18 protein-coding genes are annotated in these 15,684 nt (G+C 68.0%); 10 read left to right on the forward strand and 8 right to left on the reverse strand.

Annotation, left to right across the window (positions count from 1 at the left end; genetic code table 11):
* Positions 1-46 precede the first annotated feature (46 nt).
* From nth to ISN75_RS07030, 4 genes are all read right to left on the reverse strand, one after another.
* On the reverse strand, positions 47-754 hold the full coding sequence (nth, locus tag ISN75_RS07015) for an endonuclease III (protein ID WP_168648543.1): 708 nt from the start codon (positions 752-754) through the stop codon (positions 47-49).
* Positions 751-1,359 carry an RnfABCDGE type electron transport complex subunit B gene (locus tag ISN75_RS07020; RefSeq protein ID WP_343819825.1) on the reverse strand — a complete coding sequence of 203 codons (609 nt, stop codon included), beginning with the start codon at positions 1,357-1,359 and terminating at the stop codon, positions 751-753. Before ISN75_RS07020 ends, nth begins: the two co-directional genes overlap by 4 nt.
* A 61-nt stretch (positions 1,360-1,420) precedes the next feature.
* Complete coding sequence (gene metG / locus ISN75_RS07025) at positions 1,421-3,523, reverse strand: methionine--tRNA ligase (RefSeq protein ID WP_168648545.1); 2,103 nt, start codon at positions 3,521-3,523, stop codon at positions 1,421-1,423.
* A 29-nt stretch (positions 3,524-3,552) separates the two neighbouring features.
* Positions 3,553-4,092, reverse strand: coding sequence for a metal-dependent hydrolase (locus ISN75_RS07030; RefSeq protein ID WP_168648546.1), 540 nt, complete (start codon positions 4,090-4,092; stop codon positions 3,553-3,555).
* A 251-nt stretch (positions 4,093-4,343) separates the two neighbouring features.
* Between ISN75_RS07030 and ISN75_RS07035 the strand changes: the two genes are divergently transcribed.
* Genes ISN75_RS07035 through ISN75_RS07045 form a run of 3 tightly spaced genes read left to right on the forward strand, consistent with a single transcriptional unit; the run spans position 4,344 to position 6,948 of the window.
* Positions 4,344-5,504, forward strand: a complete 1,161-nt coding sequence (locus ISN75_RS07035) for an MFS transporter (protein WP_343819827.1) — start codon at positions 4,344-4,346, stop codon at positions 5,502-5,504.
* A gap of 14 nt (positions 5,505-5,518) precedes the next feature.
* Positions 5,519-6,139 (forward strand): HAD family hydrolase, encoded by a 621-nt coding sequence (locus ISN75_RS07040; RefSeq protein ID WP_243868080.1) that lies wholly within the window; start codon positions 5,519-5,521, stop codon positions 6,137-6,139.
* Positions 6,136-6,948: a DeoR/GlpR family DNA-binding transcription regulator gene (locus ISN75_RS07045; protein WP_167255839.1), complete on the forward strand. Its 813-nt coding sequence runs from the start codon at positions 6,136-6,138 to the stop codon at positions 6,946-6,948. Before ISN75_RS07040 ends, ISN75_RS07045 begins: the two co-directional genes overlap by 4 nt.
* A 154-nt stretch (positions 6,949-7,102) precedes the next feature.
* Here the strand turns inward: ISN75_RS07045 and ISN75_RS07050 are convergent, their stop codons facing one another.
* Positions 7,103-7,549 carry a DUF2147 domain-containing protein gene (locus ISN75_RS07050; RefSeq protein WP_167255837.1) on the reverse strand — a complete coding sequence of 149 codons (447 nt, stop codon included), beginning with the start codon at positions 7,547-7,549 and terminating at the stop codon, positions 7,103-7,105.
* Between the two features lie 158 nt (positions 7,550-7,707).
* Here ISN75_RS07050 and apbC point away from each other — a divergent pair, with 158 nt between their 5' ends.
* Both apbC and ISN75_RS07060 read left to right on the forward strand, forming a co-directional pair.
* On the forward strand, positions 7,708-8,802 hold the full coding sequence (apbC, locus tag ISN75_RS07055; RefSeq protein WP_343819829.1) for an iron-sulfur cluster carrier protein ApbC: 1,095 nt from the start codon (positions 7,708-7,710) through the stop codon (positions 8,800-8,802).
* A complete protein-coding gene (locus tag ISN75_RS07060) occupies positions 8,799-9,065 on the forward strand; it encodes a hypothetical protein (protein WP_343819830.1) in 267 nt (88 codons plus the stop codon). Before apbC ends, ISN75_RS07060 begins: the two co-directional genes overlap by 4 nt.
* Positions 9,066-9,110: 45 nt before the next feature.
* Here the strand turns inward: ISN75_RS07060 and ISN75_RS07065 are convergent, their stop codons facing one another.
* Positions 9,111-9,710: a hypothetical protein gene (locus ISN75_RS07065; RefSeq protein WP_343819832.1), complete on the reverse strand. Its 600-nt coding sequence runs from the start codon at positions 9,708-9,710 to the stop codon at positions 9,111-9,113.
* A 355-nt stretch (positions 9,711-10,065) separates the two neighbouring features.
* Here ISN75_RS07065 and dcd point away from each other — a divergent pair, with 355 nt between their 5' ends.
* A complete protein-coding gene (gene dcd / locus ISN75_RS07070; RefSeq protein ID WP_167255829.1) occupies positions 10,066-10,632 on the forward strand; it encodes a dCTP deaminase in 567 nt (188 codons plus the stop codon).
* A 121-nt stretch (positions 10,633-10,753) separates the two neighbouring features.
* On the forward strand, positions 10,754-11,248 hold the full coding sequence (locus tag ISN75_RS07075; protein ID WP_167255827.1) for a hypothetical protein: 495 nt from the start codon (positions 10,754-10,756) through the stop codon (positions 11,246-11,248).
* A 139-nt stretch (positions 11,249-11,387) separates the two neighbouring features.
* Here the strand turns inward: ISN75_RS07075 and ISN75_RS07080 are convergent, their stop codons facing one another.
* Both ISN75_RS07080 and ISN75_RS07085 read right to left on the reverse strand, forming a co-directional pair.
* Positions 11,388-11,798: an HIT family protein gene (locus ISN75_RS07080; protein ID WP_343819833.1), complete on the reverse strand. Its 411-nt coding sequence runs from the start codon at positions 11,796-11,798 to the stop codon at positions 11,388-11,390.
* The gene (locus ISN75_RS07085) at positions 11,795-12,463 is read right to left on the reverse strand and encodes a dienelactone hydrolase family protein (protein WP_343819834.1); all 669 of its coding nucleotides are present in this window, start codon (positions 12,461-12,463) and stop codon (positions 11,795-11,797) included. The genes ISN75_RS07080 and ISN75_RS07085 overlap by 4 nt, the downstream gene beginning before the upstream one ends.
* A 97-nt stretch (positions 12,464-12,560) precedes the next feature.
* Here ISN75_RS07085 and ISN75_RS07090 point away from each other — a divergent pair, with 97 nt between their 5' ends.
* The 3 genes from ISN75_RS07090 to rimO all read left to right on the forward strand — a co-directional run bounded on the left by ISN75_RS07090 (position 12,561) and on the right by rimO (position 15,683).
* A complete protein-coding gene (locus ISN75_RS07090; RefSeq protein WP_343819836.1) occupies positions 12,561-13,202 on the forward strand; it encodes a DUF6348 family protein in 642 nt (213 codons plus the stop codon).
* 46 nt (positions 13,203-13,248) lie between these two features.
* Positions 13,249-14,235 carry a phytanoyl-CoA dioxygenase family protein gene (locus tag ISN75_RS07095; protein ID WP_343819838.1) on the forward strand — a complete coding sequence of 329 codons (987 nt, stop codon included), beginning with the start codon at positions 13,249-13,251 and terminating at the stop codon, positions 14,233-14,235.
* An 83-nt stretch (positions 14,236-14,318) separates the two neighbouring features.
* Complete coding sequence (gene rimO / locus ISN75_RS07100; RefSeq protein WP_167255816.1) at positions 14,319-15,683, forward strand: 30S ribosomal protein S12 methylthiotransferase RimO; 1,365 nt, start codon at positions 14,319-14,321, stop codon at positions 15,681-15,683.
* Position 15,684: the final 1 nt, after the last annotated feature.

Genomic DNA, 15,684 nt, shown 5'->3' on the forward strand with positions numbered 1-15,684 from the left:
TCCGCACGACCGCAGCGCGGTCGCATGGTTGGGGTTCGCCTCAGGCTCACCCCAACCTACGCCGCGATGCGGTCTTCTTCGCCGCTGCCTTCTTGGCCGGCGCTTTTTTCTTCCCGGACTCCGCCGGCGTCTTGTCCTTGTACCGGCACAGATCGCGGATCACGCACTGCGGGCAATCCGGCTTGCGCGCCTTGCACACATAGCGCCCGTGCAGGATCAGCCAGTGGTGCGCGTCCTGCTTGAACTCCGGCGGCACCACTTTCTCCAGCTTGTCCTCCACCGCCCGCACGTCCTTGCCCGGCGCAAGGCCCGTGCGGTTGGAAACGCGGAAGATATGCGTGTCCACCGCGATGGTGGCGTGCCCGAACGCGGTATTGAGCACCACGTTGGCGGTCTTGCGGCCCACCCCCGGCAGCGCTTCCAGCGCTTCGCGCGTCTGCGGCACTTCGCCGGCGTACTGTTCGACCAGGATGCGGCACAGCGCGATCACGTTCTTGGCCTTGGCGTTGAACAGGCCGATGGTGCTGATGTAGCGCTTGAGCTGTTCCTCGCCCAGGTCAAGGATGGCCTGCGGCGTGTTTGCCACCGGATACAGCTTGCGCGTGGCCTTGTTCACGCCCACGTCGGTGGCCTGCGCCGACAGCACCACCGCCACCAGCAGCTCGAACGGCGTGGTGTAGTCCAGCTCGGTGGTGGGGTGCGGATCCAGTTCGCGCAGGCGGGAGAACAGCTCGACGACGTCGGCTCGCTTCACGGTTTGGGTTCCTGTTGCCTGGCCTTGGCGCGGGCCAGCGCGGCCAGCACCGGGTTGTCGCTCACCGCCGCGCCGAGCTGCGCCTTGCGCGCGGCCAGCTCGGCCGCCTGTTTGTCGCGTTCGCGCGCAAGGCGCGCCTCGCGGCGCTGGAAATGCGCGCGCGCCCGCTCGGCATGCTCAAGGTCTTCCACCTGCGCCAGCGGCATCGGCTCCAGCACGATGCAGTCGACCGGGCAGGCCGGCACGCACAGCTCGCAGCCGGTGCAGTCGTCCGCGATCACGCTGTGCATCGCTTTCGCCGCGCCGACGATGGCATCCACCGGACAGGCCTGGATGCATTTGGTGCAGCCGATGCAATCCGCCTCGACGATGCGCGCCAGCGTGCGCGGCTTTTCCACGCCGTTGTCGGGATTCAGCGGCAGCGGCTCGCGCCCGAGCAGATCCGCCAGCTTGCGGATGCCGGCCGCGCCGCCGGGCGGGCATTGATTGATCTGCGCTTCGCCGCGCGCGATCGCTTCCGCATACGGACGGCAGCCGTGGTAGCCGCATTTCTCGCATTGCGTCTGCGGCAGCAGGGTGTCGATGCGGTCAGCGAGGGTGTTCATGGCGTCGGGCTTGAACGAAGCGGAAGAACGGGCATGAGGCATCCCGTTCTTCCGGCGGAACTCAGCGAACCGTGGCTCCCGGCTTCGCGCCCTGATCCGCATCGAGCAGGAACAGGTCGTCCCCGCCGTCGCCGGCGGAAAGGATCATCCCTTCCGACAGGCCGAAGCGCATCTTGCGCGGCGCCAGGTTGGCGATGAAGACCACGTTGCGGCCGAGCAGTTTCTCCGGTTCGCCGTAGGCGGCGCGGATGCCGGAGAAGATCTGGCGCGCGCCCAGCGGGCCGGCGTCCAGTTCGAAGCGCAGCAGCTTGTCGGAGCCTTCGACGAACTCGCAGGCGGTGACCTTGCCGATGCGCAGGTCGAGCTTGGCGAAGTCGTCGATGCCGATGGTGGCTGCGGTGCCGGTGCTGGTGGTGTCGCTCATGGTCTTGCCGTTGTCCTTCTTGGTCTCGTTCTTGATGGCCTTGGCCGGCTTGGCGGTCGGCTCGGGCGGAGCCAGCGAGTCGCGCGACGCCTCCACCATCGTTTCGATCAGCTTCGGGTCGATGCGGCCGAGCAGGGGCTCGAAGGCATGGATGGTGTGGTTGTGCAGTTCGGCGCGGGCGTCGTCGAAGCCGGTGACCGGCGCGTCGAGGAAGCGCTCGGCCTTTTCCACCGTGGCCGGCAGGATCGGCTTGAGCAGGCCGGCGAGCAGGCGGAACGCGGCGATGGCGAACGAGCAGACCTGGTGCAGCTCCTGCTTGCGCGTGCTGTCCTTGGCGATGTTCCACGGCGCCTTGGCGGCGATATGGCCGTTCACCAGGTCGGCGATCTGCACGAACTTGCGCGTGACTTCGGCGAACTCGCCCTGGCGGTACAACGCCGGCACTTCGTCGTAGTGCGTCATCAGTTCGCGCCACAGCTCCGCTTCTTCCTTGCCGAAGGCGGGCGCCAGGCGGCCGTCGAAGAACTTCTGCACGAAGCCGGCGGTGCGGCTGGCGATGTTCACCCACTTGCCGACGAGGTGCGAATTGACGCGCTCCTCGAACGACTTCAGGTCCAGGTCCACGTCCACCGGCGTGTCGCCCAGCATGGAGGCGAAGTAGTAGCGCAGGAATTCCGGATGCAGGCCGACGTCCAGGTAGGTGCGCGCCTTGATGAAGGTGCCGCGCGACTTGGACATCTTCGCGTTGTTGACGGTGAGGTAGCCGTTGACGTGCAGCGCGGTGGGCGTGCGGAAGCCCGCGCCCTTGAGCATGGCCGGCCAGAACAGGCCGTGGAAGTTGATGATGTCCTTGCCGATGAAGTGGTGCATCTCGGCGCGGCTGTCCGGCGCGAGGAAATCCTCGAAGCGGGTGCCGGTCTTCGCGCACAGCGCCTGGAAGCTGGCCAGGTAGCCGACCGGCGCGTCCAGCCAGACATAGAAGAACTTGCCCGGCGCGTCGGGAATCGGGAAGCCGAAGTAGGGCGCGTCGCGCGAGATGTCCCAGTCCTTCAGGCCGCCATCCAGCCATTCGCGCAGCTTGGCGATCACGCCGCTGTTGGCCACCGGCGCGCCATCGGTGAGCTTGCCGCCGAACCAGTCGCGCAGCAGCGGCTCGAACTTGGCCAGCTCGAAGAAGTAATGCTCCGAATCGCGCAGCACCGGCGTGGCGCCGGACATCACCGAGTAGGGGTTGATCAGGTCGGTGGGCGCATAGGTGGCGCCGCAGTTCTCGCAGTTGTCGCCGTACTGGTCCGGCGTGCCGCACACGGGGCAGGTGCCCTTGATGTAGCGGTCCGGCAGGAACATGGTCTTTTCCGGATCGAACAGCTGCTGGATCGTGCGGCGCGCGATATAGCCGCCGTCGCGCAGGCGCGTGTAGATCAGCGAGGCCAGCTCGCGGTTCTCGTCCGAATGGGTGGAGTGGTAATGGTCGAAGGCCACGCCGAAGGCGGCGAAATCCGCCTCGTGGCTCAGCTGCACGCCTTCGATGAAGGTCTCCGGCGCCACGCCGGCCTTCTCCGCCGCCAGCATGATCGGCGTGCCGTGCGCGTCGTCCGCGCACACGTAGAACACCTCGTCGCCCTGCATGCGCTGCGCCCGCACCCAGATGTCGGCCTGGATGTAGCCCACCATGTGGCCCAGATGCAGCGGACCGTTGGCGTAGGGCAGGGCGTTGGTGACGAGGAGTCGGCGGGACATGGCTGCTCGGCTGGCGGAGGGATCGAGGATTATGGCACGCGCGCGCTGCCGGCACGCCGCCGGGCCAGCCACACGGCGAGCGCCGCCAGGCCGCAGGGCAGCCATACCCAGCGCAGTTCGGAAGCCAGCACCGACAGGCCGCGCGCGCTGAAGAAGCGCGCGCCGATCGGCGACACCGCGATCGGCCGCCAGGGGAAGAAGAAGCGCTCGCTGGAGAACGGCCAGGCCAGCGCTACGCCGAGGCCGCCGTCGGTCAGCGCATCCAGCAGCGGATGCGAGAGGGCGGCGAGGCCGACGAACAGGAATGCTCGCCACGCGGTGGTCCGCAAGGGGCGATGGGCGAGTGCGGCGATCGCGCCGAGCGCGAGCGCCATGCCGATGGAATGCGTGGCGCCGCGGTGGCCGAAGCTGTCGGCGTAGGCGATGCCGAATTTGAAGGCCAGCACGTCGGCGTCGGGGACCATGGCGGCGATGGCGCCGGCGGCGAGCAGGCGGGGCGATACCGCGCGCCTGCCGGCGGCGGCGCCGAGCAGGAGGGGGACGGCGGCGTGGGTGAGGATGGTGGGCATGACGTTCCTTGTGAGCTGCGCTATTTCCCTAGTCCTCCAAGGTAGAGCCCTTCTCCCTCCGGGAGAAGGTGGCGGCAGCCGGATGAGGGTACGGCCGGAGCGGTGCGCATCACTCTTGCGCTCCGCCCGTACCCTCACCCCAACCCCTCTCCCAAGGGGAGAGGAGCTTAAGCGTCGCGCACTTTCGCCGTTTGCTTGTTTATGCACGATTGTATACATTTATCCCCATTGTTGACCCCGAGCAACACCGCATGAAAGCAAGCACCGACGGCGCCCTGGGCGGCCGTGTATCCCTGGGCCGCGCCACGCTGTCCACCCGCCTGATCTTCCTGGTCTCCGGCATCGGCATGTCGGCGTGGGCGCCGATGGTGCCGTACGCCAAGTCGCGGCTGGGCCTGGACGACGCCCAGCTGGGGCTGATCCTGCTGGTGTTCGGCGGCGGTTCGATGGCGTCGATGCCGTTCGTGGGCTGGCTCAGCCATCGCTACGGCAACCGCCGGGTGATCGTCGCCTCCGGCCTGCTGCTGTGCCTGGCCTTGCCGGCGCTGGCGCTGGCGCCGAGCGCAATCGCGCTTACCGCGGCGCTGGCCTATTTCGGCGTGATGCTGGGCGTGGTCGACGTCGCCATGAATGCGCACGCGGTGGAGGTGGAGAGGCTCGACGGCCGCGTGCTGATGTCCGGTTTCCACGGACTCTTCAGCGTCGGGGGCCTGACCGGCGCGGCGGTGATGAGCGCCTTGCTCGCCACGGGCCTTGCGCTGGCCTGGTGCGCGACGGCGGTCGCGGCACTGCTTGCCGCCCTGGTGTTCTTCCTGCGCGATGGATTGCTTCCCGGCGCCGGCGAGGCGGAAGGCCATGCGGCGTTCGGCATGCCGCGCGGCCTGGTGCTGCTGCTGGGCCTGCTGTGCTTCGTCAGCTTCATGGCGGAAGGTTCGATGCTGGACTGGAGCGCGGTGTTCCTGCGCGACTTCCGCGGCTTCGCGGCCAGCTCCGCCGGCGTCGGCTACGCCTGCTTCTCCATCGCCATGGCGCTGGGCCGCCTCGCCGGCGACCGGCTGGTGCAGCGGGTGGGCACGGTGTGGACGGTGCGCGCGGGCGCGGCCATCGCCGCGGCCGGTTTTGCGCTGGTTTCCATGGTGCCGTGGGCGCCGGCCGCGCTGCTCGGCTTCTTGCTGGTCGGCATCGGCGCGTCCAACATCGTGCCGGTGATGTTCAGCGCCGCGGGCCGCCTGCCGGGTACCTCGCCGGCGGTCGCGCTGGCGACGGTGACCATGCTCGGCTATGTCGGCCTGCTCAGCGGGCCGGCCCTGATCGGCTTTCTTTCGAAGATCAGCAGCCTGCCGGTGGCGATGGCCGTGGTGGCGGGGCTGCTGGTGGTGGTGTCCGCTTCGGCGCGGATCGTGCGGCGATGAACAAAGGTGATGCAATGATCGATACCGTGGTGTTCGACCTCGGCGGCGTGCTGGTCGACTGGAATCCGCGCCATCTGTACCGCCAGCTGTTCGACGACGAGGCGGCGATGGAGCATTTCCTCGCCGAGGTCTGCACGGGACCGTGGAACGAGCAGCAGGATGCGGGCCGGCCGTGGAGCGAGGCGATCGCCGAACTCTGCGCCAGGCATCCGCAACAGGCGCCGCTGATCAATGCGTTCCGCGAGCGCTGGGAAGAAATGCTGGCCGGCCCCATCGCCGGCAGCGTGGAGCTGCTGGCGGAGCTGAAGGCGCGCGGCGTGCGCCTGTATGCGCTCACCAACTGGTCGAACGAAACCTTCCCGCGCGCGCTGCAGCTGTACGACTTCCTGCATTGGTTCGAAGGCATCGTGGTGTCGGGCGAGGAGCGCCTGATCAAGCCCGATCCGCGTATCTACCAGCGCCTGTTCGAGCGCTACGGCATCGAGCCGGCGCGCAGCATCTATATCGACGACGCACGGCGCAACGTCGACGCGGCCGCCGCGCTGGGTATGCATGCGTGGTGGTTCCAGGGTGCGGACGGCCTGCGCGACTGGCTCGCGGCGCAGGGACTGGTCGACGCCAGGGCCGCCGCATGAGCCGCAGCATCGCCAGCGAAAGCATCCCCGCGGAGGCGCTGCCGCAGGAACGCCAGCAATGGATCCTGCAGCGCCTGCGCAGCCGCGGCCGCGTGGTGGCGGCGGAGCTGGCGGCGGAGTTCCAGGTGTCGGAGGACTCGATCCGCCGCGACCTGCGCGAACTGGCCGCGCAGGGCCTGTGCAAACGCGTCTACGGCGGCGCGCTGCCGCTCACCGTCACCGTGCAGCCGCTGAAGCAGCGCCGCGCCGAACACGCCGGCCGCAAGCAGGCGCTCGCGCGCAAGGCGGCGACGCTGGTGCGGCAGGGGCAGATCCTGCTGATCGACGCCGGTTCCACCAATACCGCCATCGCCGCGGCGCTGCCCGAACGCAGCGGCCTGACGGTGGTGACCAATGCGCCGGACGTGGCGCTGGCGCTGATGGACCGCGAGGGTTTCGAAATCCTGCTGGTCGGCGGCCGCGTAGATGCGCGCATCGGCGGCGCGGTGGGTGCGCAGGCGGTGAAGTCGCTGCAGGGCATCCGCGCGGACCTGTGCTTTCCCGGCGCCTGCGCGCTGGATCTGGACGGCGGCCTGTGGGGTTTCGACAGCGAGGAAGTGCTGTTCAAGCGCACCATGGTCGAGTGCAGCGGCGAGACCGCGGTGGTGGTCACCAGCGACAAGCTCGGCACGGTGGCCACGCATCGCGTGGCGGAGCTGGGCGAGGTACAGCACCTGGTGGTGGAGCACGAGGTGGACAAGGCGACGCGGGCGGCCTACACCGCCCGCGGCGTGACGGTGCATCGTGCTGAGGCTGGGAATCGGGAATAGGGAATAGAGAATCGGGAATAGAAAAAGCGCGCCCCGCAATACTTGCGGGGCGCGCTCCGATTCCCTATTCCCTATTCCCTATTCCCTATTCCCTATTCCCTATTCCCTATTCCCTATTCCCTATTCCCTATTCCCAGGGGCGACGAAAGCCGCCTCACTCCTGGCGTTCCCACACCTGGCTGCGCCCGATCAGCGAGAAGCCGATGTAGCCGTGCACGTCGAGCTTGGCGCCGTTCTCCAGCACCTTCAGCTTGACCTTGTAGGTCTTGCCGTTCTTGGGATCGAGGATCTTGCCGCCGTCCCACTCGTCGCCGTCCTGCTTGACGCCCCACATGATCACCATGCCTTCGATCGGCTGGTCCTTGCGCGCGCCGTCGCATTCCTCGCACTTCGGGTTCGGGCCATGGTCGGACTGCAGCACGTGCAGCACCTTGCCCTGCAGCTCGCCGTTGACCTCGGTGATCTCCACGATGGACTTGGGCTGGTGGGTCTTGTCGTCGATGGTCTTCCAGGTGCCCACCGGCGAGTTGCTGGCGGCCAGGGCGGCGCCTGCGGCGAAGAGCAGGCCGGCGGCGGTGGCGAGGCGGATCAAAGGCTTCATGCAGTCCCTCCCATACGAAACGGTATGGACGGAGCCTGACGAGGCCCCGCCGGCCCGTCAAGCTGCAATGCGCAAGCTCGGCCTGGAGGCCGCGGCAGCTCAGTAATGGGGCCATGGGCTGGCATAATGGCCACTCTCTCCCGCAGCAAATCCCTTCCATGACGCAGGCAAGCGAAGCCCTGGTACGCCGCATCCTCGGCGACACGATCGACCCCCACACCGGCGCGCCGCTCGCCGACAGCCTGCGCGCCGTGGGCGTGGACGGCGCGCGCGTCTCGGTCGACCTGCAGCTGGGCTATCCCGCCGCGGGCGCCGTGGACGCGATCGCCGCGCTGGCGAAGCAGGCGCTGGAAGCGGACCCGGCGATCGAGGCCGCCGCGGTGTCGGCAGGCAGCCGCATCTACGCGCACAAGGTGCAGGGCACGCTGGCGCCGCTGCCCAACGTGAAGAACATCATCGTGGTCGCCTCGGGCAAAGGCGGCGTGGGCAAGTCCACCGTGTCCGCCAACCTCGCGCTGGCGCTGGCCGCCGAGGGCGCCAAGGTCGGCGTGCTCGATGCGGACATCTACGGCCCCAGCCAGCCGCGCATGCTCGGCATCAGCGGCAAGCCGGAATCGCCGGACGGCAAGACCATCACCCCGCTGCAGGCGCATGGCCTGCAGGCGATGTCGATCGGTTTCCTGGTCGACGAAGAGACGCCGATGATCTGGCGCGGCCCCATGGTCACCCAGGCCATGATGCAGCTGCTCAACGACTCGCGCTGGGAGCAGCTCGACTACCTGGTGATCGACCTGCCGCCCGGCACCGGCGACATCCAGCTCACGCTGTCGCAGAAGGTGCCGGTGGCCGGCGCGGTGATCGTCACCACGCCGCAGGACATCGCCCTGCTGGATGCGCGCAAGGCGCTGAAGATGTTCGAGAAGGTCGAGGTGCCGGTGCTGGGCGTGGTGGAGAACATGGCCACCCACGTGTGCACGAACTGCGGGCACGAGGAACCGATCTTCGGCGAGGGCGGCGGCGCGCGCATGGCCGAGCAGTACCACGTGGCCTATCTGGGCTCCCTGCCGCTGGATATCCGCATCCGCGAGCAGGCCGACAGCGGCACGCCTACTGTGGCGGCGATTCCCGATTCCGACCTGGCCGCGCGCTATCGCGAGATCGCGCGCAATGCCGCGGGGCGCCTGTCGCGCCAGCCGCGCAACAAGTCGCTGGGGCTGGGCAAGATCATCGTGCAGGGCACGCCGACGGCATGACCAGCCACGGCGTAGGTTGGGGTGAGCGCAGCGAACCCCAACATGGCGACCGCGGTACGGGGCTGTTGGGGTTCGCTGCGCTCACCCCAACCTGCGCCGGCCGGCTGGTGTCCAGCCTGGAATTCCCGGACAAGCCGGTCGCGCAATGGAGCGCCTCGGGTCGCGGCGCAGGCTGTTCGGCGGAAGCCCTGCTCGGCGATGCCGGCCACGTGGAACGCATCCGCGCCGCGTTGTCCCGCCCGTTCGCCATACTCGCCGCATAAAAAAACGGGCGCCTCGCGGCGCCCGTCGTGTCTCCGTCATCCGGATCAGCCACCAGCCTTCTTCTGCCGGTGGATCGCCCGGCTGTCGCGATTCTCCGTGCGCTGGATATGCCGCTGCTCGCCGCGGCTCACATGGCCGTTGGCGCCGGCGTTGTGCTCCTCGTGGTCGACGTGCGCCTCGCGGCCCTGCAGGTGCGCCACCTGGTTGTCGTTGAGCGAGCCGCTGCGCACGCCCTGGTCGATGCGCTTCTCCTGGTTGACGTTGCGCTGCACGTCGGCGGCCATGCGGCGCGAGGAAACGGAGTCGGGGTTCTGCGTGCGGCCGTTGTGCGCGTCGCGGTAGATGTCGCGGCTCTGCACGTTCTCGGCGTGCTGGATCTGGGCCTGTTCCTGGCTGGTCAGCGGACCCTTCTTCAGGTCGCGCTGCTCCATGCGGTCGACGTGGGCCTGGCCCTGTTCCAGCTGCGAGGCTTCGCGGGTGGTCAGCTGGCCATCCTTGACGCCGTTCTCGATGCGCTGCTGCTGGTCGACGTTGCGCTGCACGTCCTGATTGACCGGTGCCTCCTGCGCGTGGGCAGCGGCGCCGAAGGCGGCGGCGATGAAGCCGGCGAGCGCGAGACGGCGGAAGCTGATGCGATGCTGCATGGACGTTCTCCTCTTTGGAATGGTGGAACTGCGTGCCCGGGTGCTGCGGAGAACGGGAGGCCGGAGGGCGTGTTGACGGATGCGGGCAGGGCGGATTTAGCCGGCGCTCAGCCTGGGTTTCGATTGGTCTGTTCGGAAAATCTCTTCGAATCAGTGGTTTGTCTTTCCTGGCTTGCGGCTGGCTGACGATGATCGGCCTCGTGTGCGGCAGCGTCCCGCATCGCCGGAGCGGTCGCCGGCAAATCCGCCGGCCCGCCGCCGCGACTGGCGGGACCCAGGGCGATCCGCTATGTTTTTCCGCTTTCGGCCCGGCGTTCGCGCGCGGCCGGACCAGCAGATCGCAACGGGAGTCCGAGTGAGCATCAAATCCGACAAGTGGATCCGGCGCATGGCCGAGCAGAAGGGCATGATCGAGCCGTACGAGCCGGGCCAGATCAAGCTCCGCGACGGCAACAAGCTGGTCTCCTACGGCACGTCCAGCTACGGCTACGACGTGCGCTGCGCGCGCGAATTCAAGATCTTCACCAACATCAACTCCACCATCGTCGACCCGAAGGCGTTCGACCCGACCAGCTTCGTCGACGTGGAGGCGGACGTGTGCATCATCCCGCCGAACTCGTTCGCGCTGGCGCGCACGGTGGAGTACTTCCGCATTCCGCGCAGCGTGCTGACCATCTGCCTGGGCAAGAGCACCTACGCGCGCTGCGGCATCATCGTCAACGTGACGCCGCTGGAGCCGGAGTGGGAAGGCCACGTCACGCTGGAGTTCTCCAACACCACGCCGCTGCCGGCCAAGATCTATGCCAATGAAGGCGTGGCGCAGATGCTGTTCCTCGAATCCGACGAGGAATGCGAGACCAGCTACCGCGACCGCGGCGGCAAATACCAGGGCCAGCTCGGCGTCACGCTGCCGCGCACCTGATTCGCAGGAATTCGCGCGGGGCGGCAGCTGAACGGCCGTCGCCCCGCGCCGGTGCAGGCCAGGGGGCCGGCGCTACACTCGCTTCGTTGTCTTCACCTGAATTGAATTGCCGGAGATGCACATGATTCGTCTATCCACGCTACTCAGCCGCAGCGCTGCCGCCGTCCTGCTGGGCAGCATGCTGGTCCTGGCCGGTTGCCATCGCGGCGCCACCAAGGACGAGGCCATCAAGACGGCCCAGATGCAGGGCCAGTTCGACGCCACGGTGGAGGCCTACAAGAGCGGCCAGTTCGTGGTCGACGGCGCGGTGCTCTCGGCGCTCGACACCGGCAGCCACTTCGCCTATCTGAAGGACCAGGGCAAGCTGCCCAAGACCGTGCTGCTCACTCCCAGCGACGAGTCCAAGGTGCGCAAGGCGCATCTGGAGTTCATGGCGCGCATGCAGCTGGATTACGGCTTCGCCGTGTACTACGACGACGGCGGCACGCTGAAGAAGATCAACCCGGTGGAGACCAAGGCGCGCGCGCTGGAGGACTACCACGCCCCGGTCAAGATGAATGACGAACTGAAGGGCAAGGAAGCGAGCGGCGGCGGATACGATCCGTCGCAGCGCTGAGTTCGCTTCGTTGCAGCAAAAAGCCCGCGAGCGATCGCGGGCTTTTTTATTTTCCGCTGGCGCAGGTTGGGGTGAGCCACAGGCGAACCCCAACGAGATCACGCCCGAACGTTGGGGTTCGCCTGCGGCTCACCCCAACCTACGCCAGTGCGTTTCGCAGGTTGGCGATGAGCTGGGCCAGCGCCTCCGGCGCATACGCCTGCGCCGCACCGCTGCCCCACACCGGCCCCGGCCAGGCCGCATCGCCTTCGCGCCGCGCCACCACGTGCACATGCAGCTGCCGCACGATATTGCCCAGCGCACCCAGGTTGAGCTTGTCGCAAGGCGCGCAAGCGCGCAGCGCGGCCGCCGCCTGATTCACTTCGCTCCACAGCGTGCGCTGCTCGGTGTCCGCGAGGTCCGCGATCTCCACCATGCCGGCCTTGCGCGGCACCAGCACCAGCCAGGCGAAGCGTGCATCGTTCATCAGCAGCAGCTCGCACAGCGGCAGGCTGGCGACGTGGCGGGTGTCGGCGGCGAGGCGGCCGTCCAGCGCGAAGTGCCCGCTCATGCGCCGGCCAGTTCGCGCGCGAAGAAACCCATGCTGCGGTCCCAGGCCAGCGTCGCGCTGGGCTCGTGGTATTGCGCGCCGATGTCGCGGTTGAAGGCGTGGTCGGCCGGGTAGGTGTAGATCTCCATCTGCGGCAGTTTCTCGCGGTGCCTGGCCACCATCTCCGGCGGGATGCTCCTGTCGAGTTCGCCGAAGTGGAACATCACCGGCGCCTGCGGCGGCTGGTCGAGATAGGGCAGGTTGCGCGCACCGTAGTAGCTCACCGAGGGCAGCCCCAGCCGGATCGCCGCCAGCAGCGCCACCGTGCCGCCCCAGCAGAAGCCCACGGTGCCGATGTTGCCGACGTAGGCGATCGATGCGGCCGCGCTGCCCACGGCCTCGACGGCGCGATCCATGCCCAGCTCGTTCACCAGCGCCTTGCCGCGCGCCATGGTGTCGGCGTTGTAGTCCATCTCCACGCCGCTCTCCAGGTAATCGAAGAAATGCGGCGCCACGGCAACGTAGCCCGCCGCGGCGAGGCGGTCGGCGACGCTGCGGATATGCGCGTTGACGCCGAAGATTTCCTGGATCACCACGATGCCGCCCTTGGGCTTGCCTTCGGGCTTGGCCAGATAGGCGCCGATGCACTGGGTGCCGGAGGTGGGAAGGTTGATGTTCTGGCCCATGACGCTTTCTCGCTGCCGCAAAGCGGCAAGTTTAGGCGGATGGGAGCGGCCCTGCATTTATGAGAGGCTATCGCGGCTTATTTCCAAGGATGTTTCGATGAACGGCCAATCCGTGCAAACCGACCTGCTGCGCCTGTTCGAGCGCCACGAGGTGGAACTCGAACCGGACGAGGAATGGCTGGTCACCGACGGCGATTTCCCGGCCATCCGCGCCACCTGGCACGAAGGCGCGGGCGACGCGCCGGGCCGGCTCGACGTCGACGTGGTGATCAGCGAAGAGCGCCATATCGAGGAAAGCTTCGCCGGCCAGGGCCGCGGCGACGCGGGCATGCGCGATGCGCTGAAGGCGTTCGAGCGCAATGCCTTGTATGTCCTGCTGGCCTCGTGCTGGTACGTCACCGACGACCGGCGCCTTCAACTGCAGAACTGGGAACTGGGCCTGCGCAGCTGGGACATCTTCGTCGGCCCGCTGGCGATGAGCCGCGACGACGTGGCCGCTCCGGATGGCTTGCTGCAGGGTTTGCAGGAGGCGCTGCGCAACGAGTCGCTGAGCGGCGAGCTGCACTGGATCCGCCTGTTCTATCGCCGCGCCGACGATGGCGCGGTGCTGGCCGAAGCACTGCTGGACAACCAGCCCTGGCCGGGCGGCGACCGCCTGCTGGCCCAGCTGACCTGGCCGTCGGGCGGGCCGGGCTACAGCGCGCGCTGCTTCATCACGCTGGATATTCGCGATTATTGAAGCGCCGCGGCGCAGCGGAAACATCTGTGAAGTGTCGGGGGGCACGATGATCGAAACGGCGGCAGGCCTGGGTATCGAGCAGTTGCACACGTACTGGGCTTGCCAGTGCGCGCCGGGTTCGGTGGCGCCGCTGCCGCAGGACGTCGTGAAAACCCTGCTCGCCGGCCTGCGCCTCAACGTGCTGGAAACCCTGCGTTACCTGCATCAGCACAAGCCGAGCTTCGCGCAGTTCGAAGCGTGGATCGGCGAGCGCCATGGCGGCGAGCTGGACGAAGCGGCGGTCGAGCGCCTGCGGCGCGCGCTGGCGGGCGAGGCGGTCGGCGCGGAAGTCGGCGCTCTCGACCACGTCGAAGGCTTGAGCGCCGACGACCTCGCGCATTGGGACGAGCACGGCTACGTCATCCTGCGCAACGCCATCGCGCCGGAAGCGGCGCGGACCACCGAAGCGGCCATCTACGATTTTCTCGGCATGGACCGCGACGATCCCGAGTCCTGGTACCGCCCGTCGCTCGGCCACTCGATCTGGGTGCCGCTGCTGCACCATCCGGCGGTGGCGGCCAATCGCCGCTCGCCGCGCATCCACAAGGCGCATGCGCAGCTGTGGGGGCGCGAGGATCTGTGGGTCACCGTCGACCAGGTCGGCTTCAATCCGCCCGAGCGCCCCGAATGGATGTTTCCCGGCCCGCATCTGCACTGGGATTCCACGCTGGCCGAACCGCACCATCTGGAGCTGCAGGGCATCCTGTATCTCGCCGACGTGGCGCCCGACCAGGGCGCCTTCAGCTGCGTGCCGGGCTTCCATCGCGAGCTGAAGCAGTGGCTGAAGACCGTTCCGGCCGGCGTGAATCCGAACGACCATGCGCGCCGCACCCTGGCCCTGCAGCCGATCGCCGCCCACCGCGGCGACATGGTGATCTGGCACCACCTGCTGCCGCACGGCAGCAGCCCGAACCGGGCGCGGCGCCCGCGCGTGGTGCAGTACATGTCGCTGCGGCCCACGCGCTATGCCTATACCGAGGAATGGAAGTCCTGACCGCGGTGGGGAACCGGTCCGGACGGGGCAGGCGGGTTCGGCTATAATTCCCGGTTTGCCAACCTCTTAACGGTCCCCAGGTCATGTCCCAGGCCACCCAGAAGATCGGTTTCGTCAGCCTCGGCTGCCCCAAGGCCCTGGTCGATTCCGAGCGCATCCTTACCCAGCTCAAGGTCGAAGGCTACGAGATCGTGCCCAGCTACGGCGCGGCCGATGCGGTGGTGGTCAACACCTGCGGCTTTATCGACGCGGCGGTGCAGGAGTCGCTGGATGCGATCGGCGAGGCGCTGCACGAGAACGGCAAGGTCATCGTCACCGGCTGCCTGGGCAAGCGCTCGGAGCTGATCCGCGAGGCTTATCCGGACGTGCTGGCGATCACCGGCCCGCAGGACTACGCCAGCGTGATGAACGCGGTGCACGCCACCTTGCCGCCGAAGCGCAATCCGCTGCTGGACATCATTCCGCTTGGGCGCCTTGGCGCCCAAGGCGATGACTCGGTCGGGATCAAGCTCACGCCGAAGCACTACGCGTACCTGAAGATCTCGGAAGGCTGCAACCATCGCTGCAGCTTCTGCATCATCCCCTCGATGCGCGGCGACCTGGTCTCGCGTCCGGTCGACGAAGTGCTGCTCGAAGCCGAGCGCCTGGTGAAGGGCGGCGTGAAGGAACTGCTGGTGATCTCGCAGGACACCAGCGCCTACGGCGTGGACCTGAAGTACGCCGAGCGCCAGTGGCGCGACAGGAGCTGGCGCACGCGCATGACCGAGCTGTGCGAAGGCCTGTCGGAGCTGGGCGTGTGGACGCGCCTGCACTACGTCTACCCGTATCCGCACGTGGACGAAGTGATGCAGCTGATGGCGGACGGCAAGCTGCTGCCGTACCTGGACATCCCGTTCCAGCACGCCAGCCCGCGCATCCTCAAGCTGATGAAGCGCCCGGGCAACATCGACAAGACGCTGGAGCGCGTGCGCAACTGGCGCAAGGCGGTGCCGGACCTGACCATCCGCAGCACGTTTATCGTCGGCTTCCCCGGCGAGACGGACGCCGAATTCGAAGAGCTGCTGGATTTCCTGCGCGAGGCGGAACTGGACCGCGTCGGCGCCTTCGCCTATTCGCCGGTGGACGGCGCCAAGGCCAACGAGCTGCCGGGCGCGGTGTCCGAGGAATTGAAGGAAGACCGCCTGGAGCAGTTCATGGCGGTGCAGGCGGAAATCTCGGCGGCCAAGCTGCAGCGCAAGATCGGCCGCACCATCCGGGTGCTGGTGGACGAAGCCGACGCGCACGGCGCGGTCGCGCGTTCCGCCGCCGACGCGCCGGAGATCGACGGCCTGGTGCGCATCGCGCTCGACCCGGCCAAACCCGGCCAGCCGCTGAAGCCGGGCCAGTTCGTCGACGTGGTGGTCGAAGCCGCCGACGAGCACGATCTGCACGCGCGCCTCGCCGGCTGAT

It is taken from the genome of Dyella marensis (genome assembly GCF_049532885.1).
Lineage (GTDB): Bacteria > Pseudomonadota > Gammaproteobacteria > Xanthomonadales > Rhodanobacteraceae > Dyella_D > Dyella_D marensis.